Origin of the sequence: Pseudomonas frederiksbergensis (assembly GCF_000802155.2) — a bacterium.
Taxonomy (GTDB): Bacteria; Pseudomonadota; Gammaproteobacteria; order Pseudomonadales; family Pseudomonadaceae; genus Aquipseudomonas; species Aquipseudomonas frederiksbergensis_A.
In genome coordinates this window covers 53,650-80,137 of the sequence record NZ_JQGJ02000008.1, presented here as the reverse complement: position 1 = coordinate 80,137, position 26,488 = coordinate 53,650, and the positions used below count along the sequence as shown (strand labels likewise).

Below are 26,488 nucleotides of genomic sequence, written 5' to 3'. Positions count from 1 at the left end.
AGGACGCCCTGCGCACAGCCACCATCGAGTGCAGGATGGAGATCCCGACTGGATGACGCCTTGCACAACCTGTTTCACCCTGGGCGACTAAACCCGATCACTGATAAGCAGTGACAGGTCCCAAACTACCGACGCGGCCCAAGGCGCACAAGCCGGCGGATTCTGGCGTAGTTGTAGGCAAAGGCGCAAGGCGACGTGGGCTGGTGAGGCCTCGATGGCGGTGTCTGTCGGGCGTTACTGACAGGGCTTCATTTGGCTGGGGTGAGCGGTTGGCCGATGGATGAAGAGGGGCTGCTGCGCAGCCCCAATTACTCAGTGGCCGGGTGTGGGCCACGGTCGTCAGCGGGGACTTGTTGCTCGACATCCAGGCTCAAATGACGGGGGTTGGCAACCTCACCGGCTTGCTCCAGCGCCAACCGATGCAAGGTGACAGCGGCCAGTTCCAAACCATCACCCCAGCGTACATCAAAGCCCCGATCCCCCACTTGGGCGGTGCCGAACAAGGACGGATCGTCCAAGGGCTTCAGCACCGAGAACTGTCGGATGTGTGCCTGCAGGGCAACGTCATAGCGCTTGCCGTTGGCAAACTCCACTTGCAACGCACGTTGGCCCGGGACAGGCTTCACGCTGTTGATTCTGGCTTCGCAGGTCATGGGCCAACGTCTCCGATTCTGTTCATTTCACACGCTTTGCTGGTCGGCCTTGTGATTCGTTGCCAAGGCTACACCCAAAATCTTTCCACTCCATCCCCTCCCGCAAAGCCCCCATCCCCTCCAGCAAACACCCCACCGCACCCCCACCCCGATAATCCCCCGCTCCACCCACCCCAAGCGCTACAACCGAGCACCACGTACCTCCCATGAACCTACGCACCTTCATTCGCAGCTACTGCCTCAACTCCAGGCTCGCCACGAATGCCCTGACCCGCCTGCACAAATCCCTCTCCTCCCTCGCCGCGTACCTGGCCCAGCAAGGCTTCGACTCCAACACATGGCCCGCCACCCGTGACGAAGCCACACTGGACAATCGCATCAACACCCTCTGCCCAGAGCTGGCGACCACCGTATTCAGCCACGCCCGCGAAGGCATCATTCTGGTCGACCCATTCGGCCGGGTCATCGCCGTGAACGAGGCCTTCACGCGGCTCACCGGCTACGGCCAGGACGAGCTGCAAGGCCGCGAATTGAACTCCCACCGCATGGTCCGTCGCCTCACCTCTTTTTACGCACCGATGAAAAACGCCTTGGACTTCCACGGCCATTGGTCCGGGGAGATCCAAAGCAACCACAAGGACGGCCGTGAAATGACGTCGCGGATCAGCGTCAGTGCCGTGCATGATCGTCACGGCAATGTGCAGCACTACGTGGCGCTGCTCGGCGATATGACGCAGATGAAGCAGCGTTTGCAGCTGCTGGAGCGGGATGCCCGGTATGACGCGCTCACGCAGTTGCCGAATCGGTTGTTGTTGGCCGAGCGGATGCGCCAGGCCTTGGGCAAGGCGCGGATTCATCAGCAGAAGGTGGCGATTGCGTTTGTCGATCTGGATGGGTTCAAGGCGCTGAACGACAGTTATGGGCATGACTGGGGGGATCGGGTGTTGCAGATTGTCGCGGCGCGGATCAATGCGACGTTGCGGGAGGGCGATACATTGGCGCGGCTCGGAGGTGACGAGTTTGTCGCGGGGTTGGTGGGCTTGCACGCCGAAGCGGACAGCGAGCCGTTGCTCAAGCGGATGCTGGCGGCGGCGAATGCGCCGATTGTGATTGGCGCGCAAACGGTGGAGATTGCGGCGAGTATCGGGGTGGCGTTTTTTCCTGAGCATGGGCAGGAGATTGATGGGCTGATCAGTAAGGCGGATCAGGCGATGTATCTGTCGAAGAAGGCCGGTGGCAATCGCTTGGCGTTTTGTCCGACGAGGTTTATTTCGCTCAATAGCGAAGCCTGACGGTGGTGCCGATGGTGCGTTCGCTGCCGGTCATGACGCCGTAGTCGCCGGCGCCGAGCAGTGAGTAGACGGCAGTGATGTAGTTTCTATCGAAGACGTTGCGCACCCAGCCCTCCACTTCCCAGGCGCGGTCCTGGCTGCGCAGGCCCAGGCGCAGGTTGGTGAGGCCGTAGCTGGGTTGATAGCTGCCTTCGCCGCCTTCGAGGGTGCCGTAGTAGCCAGTGCGAAAGCTGTAGTCGATGCCGCTGAAGGCTTCCAGGCCGTAGGGCAGCGGGTGGGTGTGGTCGAGGCCGCTGCTGAGGTTCCATTCCGGCGCGTTGTAGAGGCGCTCGCCGCTGAGGTCGCAGGTCCATTGGCCCGAGGCCGGCGGGCACGGTGCGTTGGGGAAGCTGCGGTAGCGTGCATCGCTCCAGGCCACGCCCAGGCGGCCGGTGAGTCGGGAGGTGAGTTGCCAGGCGGAATCGAGTTCGATGCCGCGCAGGCGGACTTTGCCGACGTTGATCAGATTGTCGCGCAGCGGTGGTGCAAACAGCGAGGTGGGCGGGCTGTAGGTGAGCGCTTGGTAGTCATCGACGTCGGTCTGGTAGACGGCGAGGTTGAGCAAGGCGCGCTGATCCCAGAACCGCGTTTTCATACCGACTTCCAAAGACGTGGCCCGCTCGGGCTCGAAGGTGGGCGCGGTGAACGGGCCGATCACGTCGAAATTGATGCCACCGGCCTTGTAGCCCCGCGACCAACTGAGGTAGCCCATCACCGCGTCGGTGAAGCGGTAGCTGGCGCTGAGCAGGCCGGAGACGTTGTCTTCTTTGATCGAGTCTTCGCGGTAATAAGCACCGCCGAGGGCGATGTCGCGCAGCAGTTGCCCACCGGCCTGGAACACCGGGGGCAAACCCGTCAGCGGGGCGAGGTTGCTGACGTCGCGGGAGATCCAGCCGTCCTTGCGCTCCTGGCTGTAGCGCAGGCCGCCGGTGAGTTCCAGTGGGTCGATTGGGCGCCAGGAAAGTTGGCCGAAAATGGCGCGGCTATCGCCCTTCTGTTCGCCGTCGTAGCGCTGCCGGGCGCCATCGAGGAGCACTGAAGGCACCTGCCTCGGATCGGTGAAGGTGATGCCGTAGAGTTTTCGCAGTGCCTCCACTTGGTCGCCGACGAACCAGGGCGCGGCATCCGGGCCGAATTCGGCGTCGATCTGCCGGTCGAGCTGCTGGCGCAGGTAATAGAGCCCGGTGACGTAATCGACGGACGAGCCGGCCGTGCCGGACAGGCGCCATTCCTGGCTGAACTGCCGATGGCCGAGCTCGGCTTCGGATTGGGCCACCGAGAGCGCGGTGCTGTCGCCGTCGCGGCTGGCGCGGTAGTCCCAGTCGCGGTAGGCGGTGATGCTGGTGAAGCGCATGGCCTCGTCCAAGTCCCAATTCAATTCCAATGACACACCGTTTTGCAGGGTTCGTGGACGCCCCGGCGCGTCGATGCGGTTCTCCCGTTGGTAAGGGTCGGGCTGCGCCAGCGGATAGCCGACAAATCGGGCGCGCTTGCGGGTTTGCTCGCTGTAGTGATTGACCAGCAGCACGTTGCCAGCTTCGTTTTGCTCGGCGTAGTCGGCGATCAGGCGGGCGCTGAAATCAGTGTTCGGCGTCCACAGGAGTTGGCCGCGCAGGCCTTGGCTGTCGGCGTCGCCGAGGCGGCTGCCGTCTTGCAGGTTTTCCACGGAGCCTTCGCTGGAACTGTCGAACACGTTGAGTCGGCCAGCGAGCACATCGTCTTGTAGCGGCCCGGATATCGTTCCGCGATATTCTCGCAGGCCACGCTCGCCATAGCTGGCTTCGAGGTTGGCTTCGGGCTGGAACGTCGGTTGCTTGGTGATGATATTCAGCGCGCCCGCTGTGGTGTTCTTGCCGAACAGGGTGCCTTGCGGCCCGCGCAGGACTTCGATGCGTTCGATGTCCATCAACTCGGTGAAGGCCATGCCCTGGCGGGCCTGGTAAACGCCGTCGACGTAAGTGCCGACGCTGCCTTCCAGGCCATCGTTATAGGCCGTCGCGCCGAAGCCGCGCAGGCCGAAGCCGGCGTAACGGGCGTCATGGCCGGAAACCACCAGGCCCGGCACGCGTTGTTGGATGTCTTGCAGTCGATGCAGGCCGGCTTCGTCCAGTTGGTCGCCGTAGAGGACGTTGATCGGGATCGGCACGTCTTGCGGGTCTTCCTCGCGGCGGCGAGCGGTGACGGTGGTTTCGTCGAGCGTGAGGGCGCTGGGTGAGTCATGTTCGGCATGGGCCGGCGCCCAAGGCACCATCGACAGGCTGCCGAGCAACAGCAGGCGATAACCCAGACCCGGCATGCTAGAACTCCCGAGCCATTTCGCGATGCACCGTGTCCGGGCAAACCAGTGTCTTGATCCGCGCCAGCAATTCGCGGCTGTCGGCGGGCTTGAGCAGTGCCGCGTCGAAGGCCAGGTTTTCTGGGAAACCTTCCGGCCTGCGTGGCGGGATCGCTGAATAAAGCATCACGGGCAGATCGTGCCCACGGCCGCGCACCTGTCGCAGCAGTTCCCAACCGTCCATGCCGGGCATCATCTGGTCGCTGATCAGCAGGTCGATCGATTGATCCGCCAGGCAGGCCAACGCGTCTTCGCCGTTCGCCGCGATGCTGACGTCGAAACCGTAGCCGGCCAGCAGGTCGTAGAGCCATTCGCTGTTTTGCTCGACGTCGTCTACCAGCAGGATGTGCTGACCCTGGCCGTCGAACGGTGTGATGTTGTTGTCGACGATGCCGTTTTCAAAGTCGTGTTCTTGGGCGCATTTGAGTTGCAGGCGGAAACTGAAGTGGCTGCCCTGCCCCGTGGCCTGGGGTTCGAGGCGGCTTTCCATGCGTTCCAGCAACTGCGTGACGATGGACAGGCCCAGCCCGCTGCCTTCGTAGCGCTGCGCGTTGCGGCCACGGCGGAACGGTTGCAGCAGTTGTTCGAATTCGTGTGGTTCGATGCCAATGCCGGTGTCGATCACGCTGAAACGCAGCTCCACGGTGTCTGCGGTGGTTCCCGGAGAACAGCTCACTTCAAAACGGATCTGACCGTCGCGGGTGAATTTCGCCGCGTTCGCCAACAAGTTCATGAGCACCTGCCGAAGCCGTTTGAAGTCAGCCTCCACCAAGGGCGGCAGATCTTGCGCCAGTGCCGCGTTGAAGCTGTTGCCCTGGCGCGCGGCAAGGAAGCCGGCCTCGTCGGCGACCTCCTGTAGAAAGCCGTACAGATAACCCGGCGCGATGGTCAGTTGCATCTGCTCCAGCTCGCCACGGGAAAATTCAAGCATCTCGTCGATCAGTTCCAGTTGCTGGCGGGCGTTGCGCTCGATGGTGACCTGATAGTCGCGGTTGGGCCCGGCATGCAGCAGGCGCGCATAGTCGATGATGCGCACCAGCGGCGAGCGCAGGTCGTGGCTGATCCGCGCCATCAACGCACTGCGCGCCTCCAGGGATTCACGCAACTGCGAGGTGCGCAGCGCCACGGTGCTTTCCAGGCGTTCGTGCTCGGCCTGGCGTTGTTGGTCGAGGGTGGACAGGGCGTGTTTTTCACGGTTGCGGCTGCGGGCGACTTCCATGATCAAGGTGCACACCAGCAATACCACGCCCGCCAGGGTGGACGAGAGGCTGTATTTGTTTTCCGGCGATTGCCAGGGCAGTTGTTCTTGCGGGAAGAAAATCCGCATCAGCAATTGCCCGAGCAGTAGCGCCGGCACCAGCCAGGCCATCCAGCTGTAGCTCAGGCGTGCGCGCCAGGCCATGAACAGCGTGGTAAGCAGGACGCCGTAAAAACTGAACAGGGACATCTGGACGATTTGCGCGCCCTGGACCGCATCGATCTTCAGCCACCAGAGTCGGCCGAGGATGCAGCCCAACAGCGGCATCCAGTAGCTCCAGCCAATGATTTTGGGCAAACGGGCAACCTGCAACAGCACCCGGAAGTAGGCCAGGAACAGCACGAACGAGAAAGCGCTGGCGCAAGTCAGCAGCTCGCGCGTCCAGCCCAGCGCGCTGGGCCAGTACATCAAGTAGCCGTTGAGGATGCAGGTCAGCAGGATGTAGCTCAGGACCGCGCCGGCGTTCACGGTGAGCAGTCGAGAGCGGAGGATCCAGCCGACGATAAAACCGAACGGCACCACCAGCAGGACAATGCCGAGGCTGAGCCCGTCGCTCAGGTACGTCTGTTGCTGGCTGCGCAGCAGCGCCGGTTCGGACCACAGTTCCGGTTCCAGCAGCATCTGGAAATTGCTCGCCACTCGGACTAACACCGTGGCGCTCTCCCCCGCCGCCAACGACACCGGGAACGCCGGCTGACGCGCCGCTGGCTGGGGCCATTCGGCCAGGGGATAGGCGCCGCCGCCGTGGGCCTCATGCCCCGGTTGGTAGACGCGAATGTCTTCCAGGCGCGGTGCCCCGACCACCAACAGGCGCGAACACACCGCAGCGCTTGAGTTAGTCAGTTGTAATTTCAACCAGAATGCCGAGCGGCTGTAACCCTGCGTCGGCCAGCTTGGGGTTGCGGCGTGAAATTGCGTATCAGGCAGTTGAGCGACGTGTTCCAGGCTCAGGCGTGCCTGGGTGTCCTCGAAAATCTGCGCCACGGGCATCAGGTTCAGATGGTCGGCGCGGCAGATATCCACAGGCGCCGCATGCGTCAGGCCTGTGGATAACAACGTTATCGTCAGCAGTAGAAACTGTAGGAGCCGCATCAGGCGCGCCCGGCCGACTCGGTTTCAACGAGGCCCAGGGTCTGCTGGCGAAACTGGCTGGGCGTCATGCCGATTCGCTGGCGGAAGGCAGTGGTGAAATTGCAGGCGTTGCGAAAACCCACCAGTTCGGCGACGTCCTGCACGCTCATGGCGCTTTCGCAGAGCAGATCCTGGCCGCGTCGCAATCGCGCATCGCGAATGTAGGCGAACACGGTCATTCCCAGGTGTTCGCGAAAAATCGCGGTGAGGCGTTTTTCATGGGTGCCGACCTTTTGCGCGAGGCTGGCCAGGGGCGGCATGTCGTCCAGCTGGTTTTCAATCAGGCGCATCGCCGCGCGCAGGACGATTTCATCGCCTTGCGGCTCCGGGTCGGCCTGGCTTTCATGGACGGCCGGTGGCGCGCGCCAGGTCAATTGCAGGTGAATCTTGATGCGTGCGAGCACTTCTTCCGGGGCGCAGGATTTGGGGATGTAGTCCACCGCGCCAACGGTCAGCCCTTCCAAGCGCTCCAACGATGTATTGGCAGAAGAGAGAAACAGGATCGGGACATGCCGGGTGGCCGGAGCTTCGCGTAACAGCCGGCACAGGCTGAAGCCGTCCATTTGCGGCATGTGCACATCCAGGACGATCAGGTCCGGGCGCAGGGCGAGTGCCCGTTGATAGCCCTGGTAGGCGTCGCTGGCCAGGGAAATGCGCCAGGGCTGGGTCTTCAACAGGATGAGCGTGGCGCGGATGTCCTCGGGGACATCGTCGATCAGCAGAATATGCGGCAGCGACTCGGACGCCGCCGCTGCCTGCCTTTCATGTCGTCCGTTGTCCATTCGCCAGGTCTCTTGTTGTGTTTAGCCAGGTCACTGTCGCGAAATTGCCAGGCGAGGAAACACGTATCGGGCCGGCAACAAGTCGATATAACGGCAGGTAAGGCGAGAACTGAAGCTATCAAATTTTTAATGGGCGATAAACGGTCGTCCCCGTTCGGGGCGGGACATTGTTGGCGGGGGATGAGGAGTATTAAACAAGAGGTGACGGCGTCTGGACGTCAGCCAAGGCGAGAGGGACCGAGCGGATCACTCGACCGTGGCGAGGGAGCTTGCCCCCTCGCCACAAAGGAGATGTACTCGACTAACTGTGCCGAACCGCCACGGGTTTGTTGAGTTCTTTAAATGAGCAGCAGCCAGTTAGAACTGGTAGCCAATCTGAGCCAGTAACTGCGGATTCTCCTGACGCGTGTCGCTCTGCGCTTCACCGCCGGAGTGACGCCACGCGACCGTTGCGTCGAACGAAACCTGGCCGTATTGAGCGCGCAAACCCACACCGCCGCCGGAGAGGCTGCGGGTGTTTTCCTCGTCGGCCCATTCGTTGTGGTTGATGCGCACTTTGCCGGCGTCCCAGAACAGGTAAGGCGTCAGCTTGTCGATCGGGTAGCGAAGTTCGATCTGCGTCAGCATGCCTTCGTCGCCTGACGCTTCGCTCTGTGGATAAGCCCGCACGCCATCGACGCCGCCGAGGCTGAAATCTTCGGACGAGTCGAGGTTGTCCTGGCTCCATTGGCCGAGGAAACGGGCGAACAACGTGAAGTTGGCAGGCAGCGCTTGCAGGCGGGCGAGGTCGACGTTGACTTTGCTGAATTGGCCTTCGGTCTGGGCCGTCTGACGGTCGCCTTCGCGCAGGGCCGAATCGAGTTTCAGGTCACCGTAGGTCAGCGTCGCGCCGCCGTAGGTGATGCCGCCGCCGAGCAAGGTGTCCCTGACGTCGAACTGCAAACTGATGGGCAGCGAGTTGCTGCTTTTCTCAAAGCTCAGGCCCAGCACTTCGTATTTGTCCTCGAGCTCTTTGTGCTGGTACTGGCCGGCCAGCATGAGGTTCGCCTGGTTGCTGCGAATGAGCGGATAACTCAAGCCGATGCTGCTGACCTCGGCGGTACCGGTGGCCCCCAGGTCGGCGAATTCCTCGCCCAGGTCATAAGCGCTCTGGGCATAACCGACGTTGCCACGCAGGCCGGACGTGCCCAACGGCATCGAGTAGCCGAGGCTGCCGAAATACAGTTCTTCATCGGTGGCCATCACGGCGGCGCTGAGCTTGTCGCCCAGCATCATCGGGCTGTTCCAGTCACCTTGCACCGTCAGGCGGTTGCGCCCCGAGTAACGGTTGCCGTGGTTGTCCAGCGTGGCCTTGCCTTCGAAGGCCTTGGTTTTGCTCACCTGGGCGTTGAGGTCGCCCGTACCGAGTTCGTCACCCGGGCGGATGACCGGACGAACCGCCACGCCGGGCAGGTCGGAGAGCACCAGGATGCTGCGCTCCAGGCGATCCCGCTCGATCACCTCGCCCGGCTTCAAGTCGTCCAGGAACGGCTGCGCCTGTGCGGCCAGTTTCGCATCGTCGTTGACGGCGGTGACTTTGCCATAACGCCCTTCGATCACCGCGATGGTCAGCTCGCCTTTGGCCATGCGCTGGGCCGGCAGGTAGGCACGCGCAAACGGGTAGCCGTGCTCACGGTAGTAAAGCGTGACCTGCCGGGCGACTTCCCGCAGCTCGTCGAGGTCGTGGGCCTTACCGATGGCCGGCGCGACGACACGTTGCAGGCTGGCCTCGTCGATACGGGTGTTGTTGGTGAAATGGACGGCGTTGAGTTGGACCTTGGCGCCGCCGACTTTTTCCTGCGCCGGTTGCGGTGCTTCTACATCCAGGCGAATGCTTTGCGGCAGTTCCTGCTGGGGAACCGGCAGCTCCTGCAGGATACGGCCGGCATCGGGGATCGGGCGCGCCGGCAGGGTCGCCGCCCAGGCCGGGGAAGTGGACAACAACGCCAGACCAGCGGCGCAGGACATTAATTTGTTATGCATTGAATATGTCTCGAAGAATGCGGGTTGCCTGAGCCCGTGACCGCGTCCGGGGACGCGGCCAAGGGGCTCGTTCAAAGGGAAAAGTGGGGATCAGGGACGCATGGCCAGACCTGGACCTGGCAAGCGCACGCCGCCGCGCACGACGAACACGGTCTGCGGCGGGTAGGCCGCACAGGCGCCTCCACCCGATACGCCGCCATCGGCGCAGACGTTACCGGCCAGTTCCCGATCGCTGTCGGCGTCCTGGGCCTGGGCAGCCGCATCGCCGTCGCCATTGCCTGGGCCGTTGGCACGCGTGCCGCCCTGGTCCACCAGCAACAAGCCGCCGTCCTCGACCCCGACGCCGGACCAGTCAGTCGGTTTCGGCTGGGCTGGATTGAGCTCCGGAGCGTGGGGCGAAGTCACTTGCGCTCCGACCCGTGTGGCATCGGCGACGCTTTGCTGGATGGCTTCAATGTCGAACGACTGCGTCACGGTGACGTTGGCGTTGGCTGGGTCGCTGACGATCAGGTAACCGAGGTCGGCCAGCCCACCGATGTTGATCTGGTGCGTGCCCACCTCCGGACTCCCGATCGAATACACCGGCCGGCCGAGCATCTGCTTGGTGTCGCCGTTCCACAGGCCGTTGGCGTCGAAACCGGCTACACCGCCGCCATTGAACGTGGTCTGGCCGTCGAACGGCTTGGTCTGGGTGGTCGCACCGTTGGTGGATACCACCAGCGTAGGTTGCTCGCGATACACGGCATGAACGCCGTTGCCCAGCGCCCGACCAAAATTGCTCTGCTGCTCGTCGCTGTTGTAGCGGAAGTTGCCGCTGCCGCTACCCACCACATTCACCACGCCGGTGCTGCCGGCAAGGCTGCCGGTGTAGATCACCGCACGACCACCCGCGCCGGTGGACACCGTCACGCCCGCATTGGCTTTCACGTCACCGCCCGTGGCCACGCCCGCCGAAGCGGATTGACCGGCGTTGAGCACGACTGCATCGGAAGCGCCGCTGGTGGTGCTGACGTTTTCGGCCAGGGTGATGTTTCCGGTGGTCGTCACCACCTGGACTTTGCCGGTGTTGCCGATGCCGACGATCTGATCCAGCTGGGTGCCGTCCAGTGCCGTCTCGGTCAGCCTGCCGACGGTGACGTCGCTGCGATTGACGAAGCTGACGTCATTCGCCCGGCTGGCGATGTCGCCGACCCAGTTGCTGGCGTTGCGCAGGTCAAAATTGCCGCCCTTGAGCGCCAGGCCATCGGCGGTGATGTTGCCCTTTGCGTTCTGGGTGGTCTTGCCATCGACATTCAGGAACACGTTGCCACTGGTGGCCAGCGCTTCGTTGATTGCCAGGTTGCCTTGGGTGCCGATGCTCACGTCGCCGGTGTTTTTCACGCCGGTGATGGTGGTCTGCGTGCCGTCAACATGGGTCGCGGTCAGCGAACCAACCTTGAGGTCCCCGCTGTTGTTGAACTGGACCTTGCCCGCGTCGCTGGCGATATCACCAATGACGTTGCCGGTGTTGCCCAGCGCATAGTTGCCGCCCAGCAGCACCAGGCCGCTCGCATCGAGCTTGGCCCCGGCGTCGCCAGCCTGGGTGGTTTTACCCGCCACCTCCAGGGTGATGATGTCGTCGGCGCGGGTTTGCCCCTGGCCGACGTCATCCCGTGGGCCATTTTCGATGGTGATGCCTTTTACCAGCGTCAGGTCGTGGTCGGTTTTCAGGGTGACCGCTTCGTCGGAGGTAATGCCCACGGTACCGTCCACGACGCCGACCGTCAGGTTGTTGCCGGCGAATTTCAGGCTGCCTACATCAGCGGCGATGACGCTCACGTCATGCCCCTTGCCCAGGTCGAAATCGCCTTCGCCGCGCAGGGCCAACTCGTCTGCGGTAATGGTCGCGCCCGTTGCCTGGGTCGCACCTTTGCCCGCGTCGACGCTGAGGGTCAGGCCCTTGCCGGTCGTGCCGTCTTCGTCGGTGCCTTCGGGATCCTTGAGGGTCAGGTCGCCCAGCAAGTTGAGCACGCCGTTGGCGACCAAGGCCAGATCGTCCTTGAGCGTCGCGCCTTCATCGTCGACGGTGATGTTGCGGGTCTTGTCGTTGCCGATGATGACCTTGTCGAAGCCATCCTGGATATTCGCCAGGTCAGCGTCAGACAGTACCAACGGATCGTTAGGCCCGGTCACCTCCGGGTCGTCGCTGCCCCCCACATGGATATCCAGGCCTGGGGTCTTCTGCTGCAGGGTGAGACTGCCGCCACCGGCAACATTCGCGGCGAGGTCGATTTCATCGGCGCTCAGGCTGGTATTGCCTTGGGTGAGCAACGCCTGGCCGACCGTGAGCGTATCGGCGACAAGGTTCAGGTCACCGGTCTGGGTCATGCCGGCTACAGGCACGCCTTGCGGGTTGGCCGGGGTCTGGCTGTCGGGAATGGTCACCACGCCGACAGTCAGGTCATCGACGTCGGCAAAGCTGACCGTGCCGGTGTCGCTGGCGATGGTGTTGACGTCGTTGGCGGCGTTGTCCAGGTCATGAGTCGCGCCGTCGCCCAGCAGCACCAGGCCATCGGCGACAATGGCGCCGCCAGCGGTCTGGTCGATCTTGCCGCCCTTGCTTTGCAACGCCAGGACCGGGGCCGGCTTGCCGTCATCGTCGCCGGTGCCGGGTGCGTCCGCCACGGTCAACTGGTCATTGATGTGGATATTGCCGGTACCGGCATCGAGGATAAGGTTGTCGTTGATGCGGGTCGCTTCGATGATGCTGATGTCGCCGGTCATGTCCGCGCCACCGATCTTCACGGAGGTGAACCCGTCGCCCAGGGCGCTGATGTCGGTGCCAGTCAGTTCCAACGAACCGGGGGCATCGCCGGTGCTGCCGCCCACGGCAATGTTTTTGCTCGGGGTGTTGGTTTCAAGGGCAATCGAGCCGTTGCCGGTCACGCTGCCGACGCCGCCGTTGAAATTGATGTCATCGGCCTTGATGGCCAGGTTGTTGTCGGTGCTGTTGAGGCTGCCGTTGAAGGTGATGGAACTGCCTTGCAGGCCCTTGCTGCCCGAGGTGTTGGTCTTGATGTTATCGACGTACAACGAACCGCCGACCCGCTTGCCCGCGGTCTCGTCGAAACTCCCCGAGACGAACACGAATTTGTACGTGCCGGCCTTGTCAGCCGTGGCCGTATGGCTTTTCCAATCCACCGTGCCGATACCGGTCCCCGTTTCGTTCAGGATGATCTGGTACTCGCCGGTGTTGACGTTCAGCAGATAGCCGAACACATCGTAGGTATCGCCGCCGGCAACCGGTTTGTAATCGAAACTGACCGCCTCCCCTGCCGCCAGGGAAACCGTGCCTTCGCTGACTACCGAAGGACCACGCATGATGCAGCCGGCGGGGGCGTTATTGCAGTTGGAATCGTTCTCGGTACCCAGCAGCAGCGCAGCGCCGCCGTCCTTGCCCTGGCCAGCCGCGGCGACCGGAGTGAGGGGCTTGTAGTCCATGTCGCCCTGGTCACCAGGCGAAACGCTCGGTGTACCGCCGCCTGTGGGCGAGGTTGTCGGCAACGTCGGATCATCAGGCGACACCACGCCATCGACCACGGTGACGCCGGTGAAGAACTGGTCGATGGAGGTCTTCCACCCGACCAGGCCGTTTTCGAAGTCGGCGTTCAGGAACTGCGAGGTGCCCATCTCAACGGCACCGTTGTAGACCTGCACGCCGCTGGTGAAGACTTTTGCACCGTTGATAAAGGTTTTGCCAGCGCCAGTGGTGCTCGCGTACAGGGCGCCCAGCGCGCTGTTGCCGCCAACCATGTCACTGAAGATGATCGAGCCCGAACCGGCGTCGACACGCAGTTGGCGGTTGTTGGCTACTGCATCGGAATCCACCACGCCGGCAAACACGATGTTGCCGCCGTTGCTCTTCAGGCTGACGTCGGTGTTGAGCGCCATCTTGCCGTTGAAGATCAACGCCAGGCTGTTGCCGTTGCCCGCGCCACTGGCGTCGATGTCACCGTTGAGGAAAATATTGCCAAAGACGTAGCGACCGGTTCCGACGTCGTTGTGCCCGGACTGCAAGGTCAGCGTCCGCTCGCCACTGATGCTCGTCGGGGTGTAGTCGCCGTTCCAGTGGATGGTGTTGTCGGCCTTGATCGCGACATCGGTGCCGCCGGCCAGGGCCGTGTTGATCGCGTTGAAGCCGACCGTGGCGTCTGTCCCGTTGGTGCCACCGGTCAACCCGCCGTCACCCGCCGCCACCGTGACGCTGTCCGGATCGAGCAACCACAAGCCGCCCTTGCCGTTTTTTGCCGAGGCATCGGCGGCTTTGCTCACCGCGAGCTTCGCGCCGCTGGTCTCGACCTTGCCGCCGTCGCCGCCCTTGGCGCCGCCGGTGGCTTTCAGGGTGCCGTCCACGCGCGTCACGCTGCCCGGTTTCTTGACATCGGACCAGGCCACCACGGTGCCGCCCTTGCCGTTATCGGTCGCCGATGCATCGAGCACGGCACCGGCGGCGATGGTGGTCTGGCTGGCCTGCTTGATCGAGGCATCCTTGCCTTGCCAGCTACCGCCCACATAAATCTCGCCGCCACCCTTGGCGCCGGTGGCGTTGAGCTCAGCGCCGCCCTTGATGGCCACGCGCTCGCCGGTCACGACGATCTTGCCGCCCTTGGCGGTGTCGGAAGACACGTCGATGCGTCCGGCGACGTGCACATCGCCCTGGTCGCCCATCAACGTGACCAGACCGTTCTCACCGATATCCAGCGAACGGGCTTCGATCAAGCCGGTGTTGTTGATGACCGTACTGGCCAGGGTTTCCGCCGCACGAGCGGTCAGCAGGATCTTGCCGGCATCGGCACGAATGGCACCGCCGTTTTCGATCAGCGCTTGCAACGCGCCTTCCTTGACTTCCAACTGCACCGGCCCGCCCAGGTCGAGCGTCACGACACGGCCGGCGCCCAGCAGCACATTGCCCTTGTGCGCGGTGATGGTGCCTTCGTTGACGATTTTTGCCGCGATCAGGGCAATGGTGCCGCCTTGCGCGGCATTGATGTTGCCCTGGTTGACCACCGATGCGGCGCTGTCGCCGCTGAAACGGTAGTTGCCGGCAAGAAAGTCTTCCGTGGACAAGTTGAGCGTAGAGGCCACCAGCCCCCCGACATCAACCTGCGCGCCGGGCGTGAACAGCACGCCGTTGGGGTTGACCAGGAAGACCTGGCCGTTGGCTTTCAGCGCGCCCTGGATCACCGACACGTCCGAGCCTAATACGCGATTCAAGGCGACGGATTTCGCGCCAGGCTGGACGAACTCGACGGTGTTGCCCTTGCCGATGGAAAAGCTCTGCCAGTCAATCGCGAGCTTGTCGCTGCCCTGATGAATGGCCATGCCCGCGCCACTCTGCTGGATGCTGCCGCTACCCGCCACGATGTTGCCGCCGGACGGCAACGGCCCCGCCGCAGCAACCGAGGCGAAGACACCGCCGCCCACGCCAATGACGAGGCTGAGCGTGGTACGGCTTTTATCCTTGCCATGGCTCTTGACCAACTCGGATGCCACCTGCCACGCGCCCATCACGGCATTCCAGACGACTCGGTAAGCTCTATTCATTTCTGTTCACTCATCCTTAATACGGCGGGTCGCGCCATGACGACCAGGCGGTTCGCTGTCGACAAATCAAATGGAAAAACGCATCCGGGCGGATTGCGGCTCGCAACATCCCACAGTGCTCCGCGCCATCATGTCTGCCGCGCGGGCGCCGCTCCTTTGCTGGAGCGCCCAGGGCTTTTGATTGAGGGGATGGGATGAAGATTTTTTTACGAAGGATGGGGTGTTGGTCGCCTCGTCTTGGGCGATCTATGCTGAGTCGGTCGAATTTCCACAGGCCGGCCGTGATGATCCAATGCAAACGCGCCTATGAAAAAGCCAACGCCGAGGATGGCGTGCGGGTGCTGGTCGACCGGCTGTGGCCGCGTAATCGTCCCAAGGATGCCTTGGCGATAGCCGAGTGGCTGCCGCAGGTGGCGCCTTCCCATGAACTGCGCAAGACGTTCAAGGCGGGGGCGGTTTCGTTCGCCGAGTTCAGCGCAGCCTATCGGCGTGAGCTGGCGGCGCGACCGGAGCATTGGTGGAAGTTGGTGGACGTGGCGCGGGGCGGGACGCTTACCCTGGTGTATGCGGCCAGGTCGACGGTCGAGAACAATGCGGTGGTTCTGGCGCAGTGGTTGGAGGATGAGGTGGAGAAGCGCGCGGAGGGGAGCTCGCCGGTGTGTTATCTGGATGAGTTTCCGGAGCGCTGAGATGGGCTTTGCTTTGCCCCGTGGCGAGGGAGCAGGCTCCCTCGCCACGGGTTATTGATTTGCCTAAGATCGGTGCGGAGAAAACACGAGGAAGACCACCGTAATGCAATCGCAATTCGATCCGTTGGTCCACATCGACTGGAAAACCCCGGGCAGCGACTTGCTCGGGCTGTTGCGGCATTACTATCCCGGCGTCGGTGTGTTTGCCGGCCCAGGGTTCGAGGCGCTGCTGGATGAGCTGTCCAACGAAATGCCTGAGGTCTGCTTCGACGCGCTGGCGCCGGTGTTGGCGCGCCAGGGTTATGACTTGTGGAACCTGGACGCCGGCGGCGATGATTATCGGCCGGTGGTCTTTCCCTCCGATCAGCGCGAGGCGTTCGCCCGGCATTGGCAAAGCCCACGTGGCGAGCCGAGGTTCACGCCGATGTTGATCGAGCCGCCGAAGCCCGCGGTGATCGAGCAAAAACCGGCCAAACCCAAGCGCAGCAAGCTGAACTGGTTGCAGGAAGTCCACGATTATCCCGGCCCCACTTACGTCCATGAATACAACTACCGCAACGGTTGGGCTGCAATCACCGAGCAGGACGAAGATCGCTGGCTGTGCTTTTTGATCGACTACAACCAGTGGCCGCCCGCCGAACAGGACATGCTCGAACAACGCACCGATGAGGCGGATGGCGCGGACCTGCGGCTAATCGACGCCAACGCCCAGCGCAGCCTGTGGAGACGCCAAGTCAAACACGGCGATTACAGCGCGGATGATCGATTCAAATACGAGATTCGCCGGGGCGACGCCATCGAGGACTTCGGCCCTGCCGGGCTGGAGTGGCAGGCATTCGAAGAGCCCTGCGTCGTCGTGGACGAGGCAATGTTCGAGCGCCAGCGCATTTACGAACCCAAGCATCTGACGCGGATCTGGCGGATCACGGCGGACAGCAGCGAGGTGGTTTTCGAGGACTCGGATGAGCTGACCCTCCTGTCGGTCGGCGGTCGCCGATTGTTGTTCATGCAGCACAACGGCAAGCGCTGCTGGATCTGGAACCAGGACACGCAACAGGCCATCGCCGCCAAGCCGATACCCGCCGAGGCTTATAAGCTACGGGCATCCACCGCTTACTTGGGCGGTGACGAGATTTTGCTGTTCAGCGAAAGCGCGCGGCCGAACATCGAGCACTCGGGTTATCAGGAGACGGTACTGTTGGCGTGGCGCTTCGATTTCATCACCGGCGCCAAATCGAAGGCGATGCTGGACGGCTTCGGCAGCGAACTGCGCCAGGACACGCGCCTGCTGGTCACCCAACCCAAGCAGGTGATTACGCTGCGCACGTTCCATGGGCAGCTTCATGTGTCCCGTGGGCAGGGTGATTGGTGGGTGTGGAGCTACCGCGCCAACACCTTTGGCACGCACACGCTGGCGTGGTTCTGGAATCAACGCAGCAATGAAGTGGTGAAGCTGTCCACCAAGGATATCCCGCGCATCAAGCCGGAGATTCGTTATGTGCCGGCGCTGGATCGGTACCTCGCGTTCGAGGCGGATTTTGTGGCGCGGTTGCCGGAATTCGCGCAGATACTTGAGGCCAAGGGTTGTGAGGTTCTGGCTTTCGAGTAAAGAAACTTGCAGCGCCTGCGACTTCCGTGGCGAGGGAGCTTGCTCCCGCTCGACTACGCAGCAGTCTCAAAACCTGCCACCCGTATTTTCCAGCCTCACCGCCGGGGGGCTGCTACGCAACCCAGCGGGAGCAAGCTCCCTCGCCACGGGTTGTCTTAAACCTGCAGCACCCCACGAAAGCCACGCGCCGCGTAATACGACTGCACGCCATTGTGGTAGATAAACACCCGGCCATAACGGTAGTCGCCAAAAATCGCCCCATCGAGCGCGCGAAGTTCTGGAGGCGTCGCCAACCAACTGGACGTCTTGGCATCGAACTCACCGAGTGTCTGCAGGGCTCGGTATTGCTCTTCGCTCAACAGGCTGATGCCCATTTCCTCGGCCATCTCCATGGCACTGCCTTTGGGCTTGTTCTCCTTGCGCGCATCCAGCGCGGCGCGGTCGTAGCAGAGGCTTCGGCGGCCGGTCGGGCTCTCCTTGGCGCAATCGCAGAAAGTGACGGCGCCGCTTTTCGGATCCTGGCCGATCACGTCGGGTTCGCCGTCGGTGGCTTCCATGGCCTGGAGCGACTTAAGGGCATTGGGGCTGTTTTCGAGCCGGGTCTGGACGTCGATCCAGGACATGTTCGGATGGCGGTTGGGGTTCTGTTCGAAACGGGTTCTCAAGGTCTTGAGCAGGTTTTCTTGTTCTTGTTTTTTCATGTCATTGAATCCGTGGCAATCCACCAATTATTACCAAGGACCGGCGGCTGAAATTTTCCAGACTAGACATATGCCGCAAAGGTCCTTGCGTTGCTGGTCATGGCGCGCCTCACCAGAATAGCCCGCCTATTTGAAACGCAAGGATCGCAATGCGCTTGATAAGGAGTGCGGAAAAAGGGGCCGACCAGACCGAGGCACTCGATCAGGCTGCCCGAATGGTCGATGACGCACTGATGCGCGGTCAGACCATCGACGGGATGGATCAGTTTGGAACGTTGTCGGAGATTACCCACCACGACGACATTGTCGAGGCGGTCAGGAACGGCGACTTCTTACTGGTGAAGCCGGGGCTCGTCAGTTCAGGCGGCGGTTTCCTGCCTCGACCGACGGCTGAGCCTAAACCGATCTTCAGGGCTCCGGAACAATGGCCGTTGCCCAAGTCCCGCGATGACCTGGTATTCGCAAAATCCTGCACTGCTGAAAACTGGCGCAGTACAGACGCCGGCACAACCCGTGAGCCCGCCTCGAATTTCGGCCGGATCATGTTGGCGGGCGCCATGCTCATGCCTTCGGCAAGTACCGCAATCGCCTCGGCGCTTGGCGCCGACCTCGCGCTGGGCCGCATCGCCGGCGGCGGGATCATGCAACAGCGCCTCACCTGGGCGGTACGCGGCGCGGGCGGCCCAGCCAGCGTCTTCGTCCTTGGCATGCTGCCCAGTAAAATGGCCGACGGCACCCTTTACACCGACGACCAGCTACGCCGCCTGAGCCACGCAACCACCCGTGTCCGCTTCCAATTCCGCCGCGACGCCGACGGCGTGCTCCAGGTGTACGGGATTCACAGCGGTCCCTCGGGCGACGACTCGGTACGCACCGTGCAGGTGACCTGGAACGCCGACCAGACTGCGATGGAGGCGACGCTCAACGGCATCACCCTCATTTGGACGCCGCAGCAAACCCCACTTGGTTCGCTTCCACCGCTGACCTACCCCGACGACAACGGCAAACAGCTGGGTACGATCCTCGTCCATCCGATCGCGGAGGACGTCGACAGTCAGATTGATGGGCTGTCGGGAGAAGATGTTACGGCGGATGACGGTATCTTGGTGTTTCCGGCGGATACGGGGCTGGATGCGCTTTATGTGGTGTTTGCTCGGCCTGCTAAAGGAGACCATAAATACTATCCGCCTCCTAAAGGGCTTATTGCATTTCCTGATGCAAAAATTGCCACTCGCAAAACGCCGGTAAAAGGCGGAGGAGGTCTACGTAAGCGATGGAAAACAAGGGACGGGACTATCTACGAATGGGAATGCCAGCATGGGAAAGTCGAAAAATACAATAAACGTGGAAAACACCTAGGGGAATTTGACTCCGAAACCGGTGAACAAACCAAAGATGCAGACAATACACGTGAGGTAGAACCTTGAAATACATTGTTGAAGCTTTTGACAGATCTAGCGACTTCTTAGTTTTTGAGATTGATCTTCCCGAAAACTGCGATGCGCAACTGAAACAAATCATGGGATGGTCCACCCCCCAACGCGGCGACGAAGGTTATAACCTGAGCCCCAGCCAAGCCGCAGCTATTGAAGCATTGGCCGGCAAGCGTTTTTACGATGACGATCATATATTTCAGCTCACCTGCAACATAGATTAAGGAGCGGCACGCAGAATGTATTTGGAGATCACCGGTTATTTTTTTGAGGGCCACAAAGACCACTTTATTCAATTTGAGCTCAACGTAGCCCCTGAGTTTGAATCAGCAATCATGAAAATTCTGGGCTGGAGAAGCTTGGCTGACGAGGTCGTTGGTGAGTTGCCATTAAGCGTTACGCAGGTTCGACAGATAGAAGTAGTAATGCAGCAACCGCTACCTGAAAATCTCGATTTATTCATCGGCGTACGGGGATGACAGAAAACAGCGGAGACGACTAATTGTACCTGTGCATCAGCGGATTTTTACGTGGTGTGAATGTAGATGATTCGCTCAAATTCGATCTTGATTTAAAGGAGTCCTACAACAGCCGAATCTTGCAGCTACTAGGCCACCGCAGCCTTAACGCAATGGCTGAAGGGGAATGGCTGCTGACGAAAGAGCAGGTAATCGAGATATCGAAAATCATCGGGGAATCTCTTCCGACAGATTTGGATCTGTTTATTGGCGTCCTGGCGTAGCTGCCGACAGAATCGGGACGGAGAAAGAAATGGAACACGAGATGCTGGCACAACATGGCATGTCATATATCGTCGAGGAAATTCGTCGACGAGCTTCATGCACGAAAATGCAATGACAGCAGCGCAGTTCGATCACATTCGAACACGCGCACAGCCTGAAAGGAGCGAGACCTACGGGGACACTTTCGGCGCTTGGGGTTCAACGCCAAAAACGATCCAGTCGAAACTCGAGGCCACGGCCCCCTATGTCGAGGTGCCACAAAACCATGCGGTGTGTTGCATTCAGTTTTGGAGCTATGAACCACCCTGCAACAACATCGCCAATGGGACGGTTGACCCCTTTTCTCTTTATCTAAGCCTCAAGGATGACCACGATGAACGCATACAAATGTGTCTGGATGAAATGATGGAGAAAGTGAATTGGTAGTGGGCGTTGACCGGTTTCGAGAGTATTTCAAAGACTTCCAAGACAGCTACGTTTTGATCGGCGGGGTAGCCGCCTCGATTACCATGGAGGAGCTGGGTGAGGCATTTCGGTTGACCAAGGATCTGGACATCGTACTGGTCGTCGAAGCCCTTGATCGTCAATTCGTCGGGCAGTTCTGGAAGTTCATCAAGGACGGCGGCTATACCATTCGCCAGAATGGGGACAGCGATGGGGACTCCCCTGTTTTAAACAACAGACTTTTTTCCAGCAGATGGTATTTTCAGGCATGACGACTTATAAAAGTCGTCATACCACACAACCCATCACCGCCTGGAACCAACTCACGCCCACCGCGGAAATTGTTGGCTACAGTGACTGGACCCATTGGCGCCAGAACTCATGCGGAGGCCGACATGAAGAACTTCACCATTGAACGCATCGACCACATTGTCCTGCGCGTAACAGACCTCGAGCGCAGCCTCGCCTTCTACACGTCGGTGTTCGGTTGCGAGCTCAGGAAACGTCGGGACGATCTGGGACTGCTCCACCTCGGAGCCGGTGAATCGATGATCGATCTGGTGGCGGTCGACGGCCCGCTTGGCCGCGAGGGAGGCGCGGCAGCCGGCGAACAGGGCCATAACGTCGACCACTTCTGCCTGCGCATCGAGCCATTCGACGAGCAGGCCCTGCTCGCTCATCTGGCCGCAGCCGGCCTGGACGTCGAGAAAGCGCAGATGCGTTATGGCGCGGAAGGGAAAGGCTTTTCGATCTACTGCACCGATCCGGATGGCAACCAGATCGAATTGAAGGGGCCGGCGCTGGAGCCTTGAGCTCCAGCCAGCCTGATGCGGTCAGGCCAAGAGGTGCCTGGAGATGACTTTGGAGATTTCGACGATGCCGGTCTTGCCGGTGAACTCGAACTTCACCTTGCCCAGGGAGGAGAAGTAGATCTCCAGTTCAGAATCCAGGTCGAAGGTGCCGGAGGTTTCCACCGAGTACGCGACGATATTTTTGTAGGGCAGCGAGGTGAAATCCTTTTTGCTGCCGGTGATGCCCTGCACGTTCACGGCGATGATGCGTTTGTTGGTGAACACCACGCCATCGCGCATGGACTTGTAGGCATCGATGACCTGTTCGCCGTCCAGCAGCAGGGCCGTGACGCGTTCGGCGTATTCGTCGTTTTGCTTGAGCTTGAAGAAGCCTTTGTTGTTGAAATCGATCATTGCTGAATCCTGTGGGATGAAAAATCGCCTATCGCGCGTGGAGCTCGGTTAAATCCTTTTCGCACGCCGTCGGCCCCAGATAATGCCCGCCGCAGCCGCGGTGATCATCACTGCGATGTTTCCAAACAGCCAGATTGCGAAATTGCGGCTCTGGTCCGCTTCGCTTTCGTACAGCGGACCAAAATAGGTTCCGATCAGTATGAAAATCAAATTAAAAGCACCCACGGCCGAGGCGACGAACAGCAAAACGAACAAGACTCACTTGATGGCCTTCATATGATCTTCCAGAACCAGATGTCTTCGGGCCTAGCCTAGCAGATGGCGAAAAGTCTTCATTTTGCCCGTCACCCAATCACGCGCGTTTTTTCTCCTAGACTTGCCATTGTTTGCAGTTCGCCGGGGCTGGGATGAGCCCGCACGATAAACATAATTCCAAGAGAATCGCCATGCTCAAACCTTTACGGAACGCGCTCGCCTTCACGCTGGCTTTCACCACGTTGGGCACCGCTGCGGCGGACCCCATCGTCATCAAATTCTCCCATGTGGTAGCCGAGCAGACGCCGAAGGGTCAAGGCGCGCTGATGTTCAAGAAACTGGCGGAAGAACGCTTGCCGGGCAAGGTCAAGGTGGAGGTGTATCCCAATTCCACGCTGTTTGGGGATGACAAGGAGATGGAGGGATTGCTGCTGGGGGACGTGCAGATCATTGCCCGGTCCCTGGCGAAATTCGAGCAATACACCCGCAAAGTGCAATTGTTCGACTTGCCGTTCCTGTTCGATGACATCGCCGCGGTAGAGCGTTTCCAGCAAAGTCCCCAAGGCCAGCAACTGCTCAAGTCCATGGAAAGCAAGAACATCACCGGCCTGGCCTATTGGCACAACGGCATGAAACAGCTCTCGGCGAACAAACCGCTGCGCATGCCCAACGATGCGCGGCGCCTGGTGTTTCGCGTGCAGACTTCCGCCGTGCTGGAGGAACAGTTCAAGGCCGTGGGCGCCACAGGACAACCGATGATTTTCTCAGTGGTGTACCAGGCCTTGCGCGCGGGTGTAGTCAACGGTGCGGAAAACACTTACTCCAATTTCTATAACCAGAAACTGCATGAAGTGCAGAAGTACGTCACCGAGACGGACCACGGCATCCTCGACTACATGCTTATCACCACGTCCGACTTCTGGAACGGCCTGCCACCGGATATCCGCGCGGAACTCGAGAAAATCGTGGTCGAGGCAACTGCCCACGCCAACAAAGAGGCGCAACGGCTGAACCAGCACGATAAGGAAATGGTCCTGGCCGCCAAGACCACCGAAATCATTGCGCTCACAGCAGACGAGCGCAACGCATGGCGTGACCAGATGAAACCGGTGTGGGCGAAGTTTGAAAAGGACATCGGCCCGGACCTGATCAAAGCCGCCGAAGCGTCCAACAAGACGCAGTAAAGCCCTGCACTTGATGTCACAATGCCCCGGCAAGCTATTTTCTGCCTAGACTTGCAACTGTCTCACCGTGCGTTGTGTTTTGAATGAGCCCGCACGGGTAAAACTAAAAATAAAAGGAAACCCCAATGTTCAAACCTATGTGGAAAGCACTCGTCTGCACGCTGGCCCTCAGCGCGCTGAGCACGGCCATGGCAGCCGATCCGGTGGTCATCAAATTCTCGCATGTCGTGGCTGAACAAACGCCGAAGGGCCAGGGCGCGCTACTCTTCAAGAAGTTGGTGGAAGAACGTCTGCCAGGCAAGGTCAAAGTCGAGGTGTACCCCAACTCCTCGCTGTTCGGCGATGGCAAGGAAATGGAAGCCCTGCTGTTGGGCGACGTGCAGATGATCGCGCCGTCCCTGGCCAAGTTCGAGCAATACACCAAGACGGTGCAACTGTTTGACCTGCCGTTCCTGTTCGACGACATCTCCGCCGTGGACCGCTTCCAACTGAGCCCCGAGGGCCAGAAGCTGCTCAAGTCCATGGAAAGCAAGAACATCACCGGCCTGGCTTATTGGCACAACGGCATGAAGCAATTGTCCGCCAACAAACCGCTGCGCGAACCCAAAGACGCCCGTGGCCTGAAGTTCCGCGTACAGGCATCGGCCGTGCTGGAAGAACAGTTCAAGGCCGTGAACGCCAACCCGCGCAAGATGAGCTTCGCCGAGGTGTACCAAGGCTTGCAGACCGGCGTGGTCAACGGTGCGGAAAACCCGTACTCGAACATCTACAGCCAGAAGATGCACGAAGTGCAGAAGTACATCACCGAGTCCAACCACGGCTTGCTCGACTACATGCTGATCACCAACACCAAGTTCTGGAACGGCCTGCCGCCGGACGTGCGTAGCGAACTGGACGAGATCCTGGTTGAAGTGACCGCGCACGTGAACAAAGAAGCCGCGCAACTGAACCAGAACGACAAGCAGCGCATTCTCGACGCCAAGACCACCGAAATCATCACCCTCACGCCTGAAGAGCGCAGCGAATGGCGCGACAAGATGAAGCCGGTGTGGAAGAAGTTCGAAGGTGACATCGGTGCCGACCTGATCAAGGCCGCCGAAGCCTCCAACAAGGCTCAGTAATGGGTTGGCCGGCGCTGCCGCCGAGGCAGCGCCGACCTGTCGTCCTCCCTGCAGGAGATGCCATCCATGAACGCCCTTCGGCGCACTTGGGAACACTTCGAGGAAGCTTTCATTGCCTTCCTTCTGGCCGCCATGACGTTGGTCACCTTCGTCTACGTGGTCCTCAACAACGTTTATGCCGTGTTCTATAGTCTCGGTGACAACTGGCCGGCCGCCAGCGAACCGATGTTCGCCATCGGCGACGGCATCATGGGCATGGCCCAGGCCATGACCTGGAGCAGCTCCCTGACCAAGGCGCTGTTCGGCTGGCTGATTTTCTTTGGCTTGTCCTATGGCGTGCGCACCGCCGGGCACATCGGTGTCGATGCGCTGGTGAAACTGGCGAGCAAACCGGTGCAGCGCTACATCGGCGTGATCGCCTGCCTGTGCTGCCTGGGTTACGCAGGTTTGCTGGCAGTGGCGAGTTTCGAGTGGATCAACACCTTGATGATTGCCGAGATCGGTGCCGAAGACCTCGGCCACTTCGGCATCATGCAATGGCATGTCGGGTTGATCGTACCGGTAGGATTCGCGCTGGTGTTCATCCGTTTCGCGGAAATTCTCGTACGCATCCTGATGAATCGTCAGACGGGCCTGGGCCTGGCCGATGAAGCGGCGGAAGCGATCAAATTGACCGAGATCGAGGAAGACAAGCCATGACCATTGCCTTCCTGTTCCTCGCGCTGTTCGTGCTGATGTTCATTGGCGTGCCGATCGCGATTTCCCTGGGCCTGGCCGGATCGCTGACGATCATTTTCTTCAGCCCCGACTCGGTGCGTTCCCTGGCGATCAAGCTGTTCGAAACCAGCGAGCACTACACCTTGCTGGCGATTCCGTTCTTCCTGCTGGCCGGTGCGTTCATGACCACCGGTGGGGTGGCACGACGGCTGATCGATTTTGCCAACGCCTGTGTCGGCCACATCCGTGGCGGCCTGGCGATCGCGGCGGTTTTGGCGTGCATGCTGTTTGCCGCCTTGTCCGGCTCCAGCCCCGCGACGGTGGCGGCGGTGGGCTCCATTGCCATCGCCGGCATGGTGCGTTCGGGTTATCCACAGGCGTTTGGCGCGGGCATCGTCTGCAACGCCGGCACCCTGGGCATCCTGATCCCGCCCTCGATCGTCATGGTGGTGTACGCCGCTGCGACCGAAACATCAGTCGGCAAGTTGTTCATGGCCGGTGTGATTCCGGGCCTGCTGCTGGGCACCGCCCTGATGGTGGCGATCTACATCGTCGCGGTGAAGAAAAACCTGCCGGCCATGCCCAGGGCAACCTTGCGGGAATGGCTGACGGCGGCACGCAAGGCCGTCTGGGGCTTGCTGCTCATGGTGATCATCCTCGGCGGGATCTACTCGGGGATGTTCACGCCCACCGAAGCGGCGGCAGTGGCGGCGGTCTACTCAGCGTTTATTGCACTGTTCGTCTACAAGGACCTGACGTTCCGCGAAACGCCCAAGGTGCTGTTGGAGTCGGCCAAGCTGAGCATCATGCTGATGTTCATCATCGCCAACGCCATGCTCTTCGCCCACGTGCTGACCACCGAGCAACTGCCACAGCAAATCACCGCGTGGGTGATCGAGGCCGGGCTGACGCCGGTGACTTTCCTGCTGGTGGTCAACATCGTGCTGCTGATTGCCGGTGCGTTCATGGAGCCGTCGGCGATCATCCTGATCCTGGCGCCGATCCTGTTCCCCATCGCCATGAAACTGGGCATCGACCCGATCCACCTGGGCATTATCATGGTGGTGAACCTGGAGATCGGCCTGATCACGCCGCCGGTGGGGCTGAACCTGTTTGTCACCTCGGCGGTGACCGGCATGTCCTTGCCCGCCACCATCCGCGCGGCCATGCCGTGGCTGATGGTCTTGCTGGCGTTCCTGGTGCTGATCACTTATGTGCCATGGATCTCGCTGGCATTGCCTAACTGGCTTGGGATGAGCTAAGTCTTGTGGCGAGGGGGCTTGCTCCCTCGC

Annotated in this window: 23 protein-coding genes; 14 read left to right on the top strand and 9 right to left on the bottom strand. The window is 60.9% G+C overall.

The window, feature by feature from the left end; all coding sequences use genetic code 11:
• Positions 1-308: 308 nt before the first annotated feature.
• Entirely contained in the window at positions 309-653 is a 345-nt protein-coding gene (locus tag JZ00_RS16500) for a DUF2442 domain-containing protein (protein ID WP_052742336.1), read from the bottom strand.
• Between the two features lie 206 nt (positions 654-859).
• Between JZ00_RS16500 and JZ00_RS16495 the strand changes: the two genes are divergently transcribed.
• Complete coding sequence (locus tag JZ00_RS16495; RefSeq protein WP_039592141.1) at positions 860-1,945, top strand: sensor domain-containing diguanylate cyclase; 1,086 nt, start codon at positions 860-862, stop codon at positions 1,943-1,945.
• On the opposite strand, the gene JZ00_RS16490 is transcribed toward JZ00_RS16495, so the two are convergent.
• The 5 genes from JZ00_RS16490 to JZ00_RS29745 all read right to left on the bottom strand — a co-directional run bounded on the left by JZ00_RS16490 (position 1,929) and on the right by JZ00_RS29745 (position 15,095).
• Complete coding sequence (locus JZ00_RS16490; RefSeq protein ID WP_039592142.1) at positions 1,929-4,280, bottom strand: TonB-dependent receptor; 2,352 nt, start codon at positions 4,278-4,280, stop codon at positions 1,929-1,931. The genes JZ00_RS16495 and JZ00_RS16490 overlap by 17 nt on opposite strands.
• A 1-nt stretch (position 4,281) precedes the next feature.
• On the bottom strand, positions 4,282-6,669 hold the full coding sequence (locus JZ00_RS16485; RefSeq protein ID WP_039592143.1) for a hybrid sensor histidine kinase/response regulator: 2,388 nt from the start codon (positions 6,667-6,669) through the stop codon (positions 4,282-4,284).
• On the bottom strand, positions 6,669-7,490 hold the full coding sequence (locus JZ00_RS16480; protein ID WP_045155113.1) for a response regulator transcription factor: 822 nt from the start codon (positions 7,488-7,490) through the stop codon (positions 6,669-6,671). The genes JZ00_RS16485 and JZ00_RS16480 overlap by 1 nt, the downstream gene beginning before the upstream one ends.
• A gap of 357 nt (positions 7,491-7,847) precedes the next feature.
• A complete protein-coding gene (locus tag JZ00_RS16475; protein WP_082112099.1) occupies positions 7,848-9,512 on the bottom strand; it encodes a ShlB/FhaC/HecB family hemolysin secretion/activation protein in 1,665 nt (554 codons plus the stop codon).
• 90 nt (positions 9,513-9,602) lie between these two features.
• On the bottom strand, positions 9,603-15,095 hold the full coding sequence (locus JZ00_RS29745; protein WP_082112102.1) for a two-partner secretion domain-containing protein: 5,493 nt from the start codon (positions 15,093-15,095) through the stop codon (positions 9,603-9,605).
• A gap of 284 nt (positions 15,096-15,379) precedes the next feature.
• Between JZ00_RS29745 and JZ00_RS16465 the strand changes: the two genes are divergently transcribed.
• Positions 15,380-15,784: a DUF488 domain-containing protein gene (locus JZ00_RS16465; protein WP_039592210.1), complete on the top strand. Its 405-nt coding sequence runs from the start codon at positions 15,380-15,382 to the stop codon at positions 15,782-15,784.
• 103 nt (positions 15,785-15,887) lie between these two features.
• Entirely contained in the window at positions 15,888-17,393 is a 1,506-nt protein-coding gene (locus JZ00_RS16460) for a hypothetical protein (RefSeq protein ID WP_039592145.1), read from the top strand.
• 155 nt (positions 17,394-17,548) lie between these two features.
• Here JZ00_RS16460 and JZ00_RS16455 read toward each other — a convergent pair whose 3' ends face one another.
• Complete coding sequence (locus tag JZ00_RS16455) at positions 17,549-18,094, bottom strand: DUF4256 domain-containing protein (protein WP_039592146.1); 546 nt, start codon at positions 18,092-18,094, stop codon at positions 17,549-17,551.
• Between the two features lie 149 nt (positions 18,095-18,243).
• Here JZ00_RS16455 and JZ00_RS16450 point away from each other — a divergent pair, with 149 nt between their 5' ends.
• From JZ00_RS16450 to JZ00_RS16420, 7 genes are all read left to right on the top strand, one after another.
• Positions 18,244-19,521: a colicin E3/pyocin S6 family cytotoxin gene (locus JZ00_RS16450; protein ID WP_082112098.1), complete on the top strand. Its 1,278-nt coding sequence runs from the start codon at positions 18,244-18,246 to the stop codon at positions 19,519-19,521.
• On the top strand, positions 19,518-19,751 hold the full coding sequence (locus tag JZ00_RS16445; RefSeq protein WP_039592147.1) for a DUF7683 domain-containing protein: 234 nt from the start codon (positions 19,518-19,520) through the stop codon (positions 19,749-19,751). Before JZ00_RS16450 ends, JZ00_RS16445 begins: the two co-directional genes overlap by 4 nt.
• A gap of 15 nt (positions 19,752-19,766) precedes the next feature.
• Positions 19,767-20,006, top strand: coding sequence for a pyocin S6 family toxin immunity protein (locus JZ00_RS16440; RefSeq protein ID WP_039592148.1), 240 nt, complete (start codon positions 19,767-19,769; stop codon positions 20,004-20,006).
• A gap of 23 nt (positions 20,007-20,029) precedes the next feature.
• Positions 20,030-20,269, top strand: a complete 240-nt coding sequence (locus JZ00_RS16435; RefSeq protein WP_039592149.1) for a pyocin S6 family toxin immunity protein — start codon at positions 20,030-20,032, stop codon at positions 20,267-20,269.
• Between the two features lie 97 nt (positions 20,270-20,366).
• The gene (locus JZ00_RS16430) at positions 20,367-20,696 is read left to right on the top strand and encodes a hypothetical protein (RefSeq protein WP_232916876.1); all 330 of its coding nucleotides are present in this window, start codon (positions 20,367-20,369) and stop codon (positions 20,694-20,696) included.
• The gene (locus JZ00_RS16425) at positions 20,696-20,986 is read left to right on the top strand and encodes a hypothetical protein (protein WP_235433095.1); all 291 of its coding nucleotides are present in this window, start codon (positions 20,696-20,698) and stop codon (positions 20,984-20,986) included. Before JZ00_RS16430 ends, JZ00_RS16425 begins: the two co-directional genes overlap by 1 nt.
• A gap of 123 nt (positions 20,987-21,109) precedes the next feature.
• The gene (locus JZ00_RS16420) at positions 21,110-21,526 is read left to right on the top strand and encodes a VOC family protein (RefSeq protein ID WP_039592152.1); all 417 of its coding nucleotides are present in this window, start codon (positions 21,110-21,112) and stop codon (positions 21,524-21,526) included.
• 21 nt (positions 21,527-21,547) lie between these two features.
• On the opposite strand, the gene JZ00_RS16415 is transcribed toward JZ00_RS16420, so the two are convergent.
• Positions 21,548-21,919 (bottom strand): PH domain-containing protein, encoded by a 372-nt coding sequence (locus tag JZ00_RS16415; RefSeq protein WP_039592153.1) that lies wholly within the window; start codon positions 21,917-21,919, stop codon positions 21,548-21,550.
• A gap of 48 nt (positions 21,920-21,967) precedes the next feature.
• Entirely contained in the window at positions 21,968-22,174 is a 207-nt protein-coding gene (locus JZ00_RS16410; RefSeq protein WP_235433094.1) for a hypothetical protein, read from the bottom strand.
• Positions 22,175-22,365: 191 nt separating this feature from the next.
• On the opposite strand from JZ00_RS16410, the gene JZ00_RS16405 reads away from it, so the two are divergent.
• The 4 genes from JZ00_RS16405 (at position 22,366) to dctM (ending at position 26,458) form a co-directional block, all read left to right on the top strand.
• Entirely contained in the window at positions 22,366-23,358 is a 993-nt protein-coding gene (locus tag JZ00_RS16405; protein ID WP_039592154.1) for a TRAP transporter substrate-binding protein, read from the top strand.
• Between the two features lie 125 nt (positions 23,359-23,483).
• The gene (gene dctP, locus JZ00_RS16400; RefSeq protein WP_039592155.1) at positions 23,484-24,479 is read left to right on the top strand and encodes a C4-dicarboxylate TRAP substrate-binding protein DctP; all 996 of its coding nucleotides are present in this window, start codon (positions 23,484-23,486) and stop codon (positions 24,477-24,479) included.
• 66 nt (positions 24,480-24,545) lie between these two features.
• On the top strand, positions 24,546-25,178 hold the full coding sequence (locus JZ00_RS16395; protein ID WP_039592156.1) for a TRAP transporter small permease: 633 nt from the start codon (positions 24,546-24,548) through the stop codon (positions 25,176-25,178).
• Entirely contained in the window at positions 25,175-26,458 is a 1,284-nt protein-coding gene (gene dctM / locus JZ00_RS16390) for a C4-dicarboxylate TRAP transporter large permease protein DctM (RefSeq protein ID WP_039592157.1), read from the top strand. Before JZ00_RS16395 ends, dctM begins: the two co-directional genes overlap by 4 nt.
• Positions 26,459-26,488: the final 30 nt, after the last annotated feature.

Coding starts and splice junctions, on each gene's coding strand:
- JZ00_RS16465 (WP_039592210.1), top strand. CDS start 15,380: ATGATCCAATGCAAACGCGCCTATGAAAAAGCCAACGCCGAGGATGGC.
- dctM (WP_039592157.1), top strand. CDS start 25,175: ATGACCATTGCCTTCCTGTTCCTCGCGCTGTTCGTGCTGATGTTCATT.
- JZ00_RS16480 (WP_045155113.1), bottom strand. CDS start 7,490: ATGGACAACGGACGACATGAAAGGCAGGCAGCGGCGGCGTCCGAGTCG.
- JZ00_RS16475 (WP_082112099.1), bottom strand. CDS start 9,512: ATGCATAACAAATTAATGTCCTGCGCCGCTGGTCTGGCGTTGTTGTCC.
- JZ00_RS16485 (WP_039592143.1), bottom strand. CDS start 6,669: ATGCGGCTCCTACAGTTTCTACTGCTGACGATAACGTTGTTATCCACA.
- JZ00_RS16440 (WP_039592148.1), top strand. CDS start 19,767: ATGTATTTGGAGATCACCGGTTATTTTTTTGAGGGCCACAAAGACCAC.
- JZ00_RS29745 (WP_082112102.1), bottom strand. CDS start 15,095: ATGAATAGAGCTTACCGAGTCGTCTGGAATGCCGTGATGGGCGCGTGG.
- JZ00_RS16405 (WP_039592154.1), top strand. CDS start 22,366: ATGCTCAAACCTTTACGGAACGCGCTCGCCTTCACGCTGGCTTTCACC.
- JZ00_RS16455 (WP_039592146.1), bottom strand. CDS start 18,094: ATGAAAAAACAAGAACAAGAAAACCTGCTCAAGACCTTGAGAACCCGT.
- JZ00_RS16395 (WP_039592156.1), top strand. CDS start 24,546: ATGAACGCCCTTCGGCGCACTTGGGAACACTTCGAGGAAGCTTTCATT.
- JZ00_RS16415 (WP_039592153.1), bottom strand. CDS start 21,919: ATGATCGATTTCAACAACAAAGGCTTCTTCAAGCTCAAGCAAAACGAC.
- JZ00_RS16420 (WP_039592152.1), top strand. CDS start 21,110: ATGAAGAACTTCACCATTGAACGCATCGACCACATTGTCCTGCGCGTA.
- JZ00_RS16460 (WP_039592145.1), top strand. CDS start 15,888: ATGCAATCGCAATTCGATCCGTTGGTCCACATCGACTGGAAAACCCCG.
- JZ00_RS16490 (WP_039592142.1), bottom strand. CDS start 4,280: ATGCCGGGTCTGGGTTATCGCCTGCTGTTGCTCGGCAGCCTGTCGATG.
- dctP (WP_039592155.1), top strand. CDS start 23,484: ATGTTCAAACCTATGTGGAAAGCACTCGTCTGCACGCTGGCCCTCAGC.
- JZ00_RS16500 (WP_052742336.1), bottom strand. CDS start 653: ATGACCTGCGAAGCCAGAATCAACAGCGTGAAGCCTGTCCCGGGCCAA.
- JZ00_RS16430 (WP_232916876.1), top strand. CDS start 20,367: ATGCACGAAAATGCAATGACAGCAGCGCAGTTCGATCACATTCGAACA.
- JZ00_RS16495 (WP_039592141.1), top strand. CDS start 860: ATGAACCTACGCACCTTCATTCGCAGCTACTGCCTCAACTCCAGGCTC.
- JZ00_RS16450 (WP_082112098.1), top strand. CDS start 18,244: ATGCGCTTGATAAGGAGTGCGGAAAAAGGGGCCGACCAGACCGAGGCA.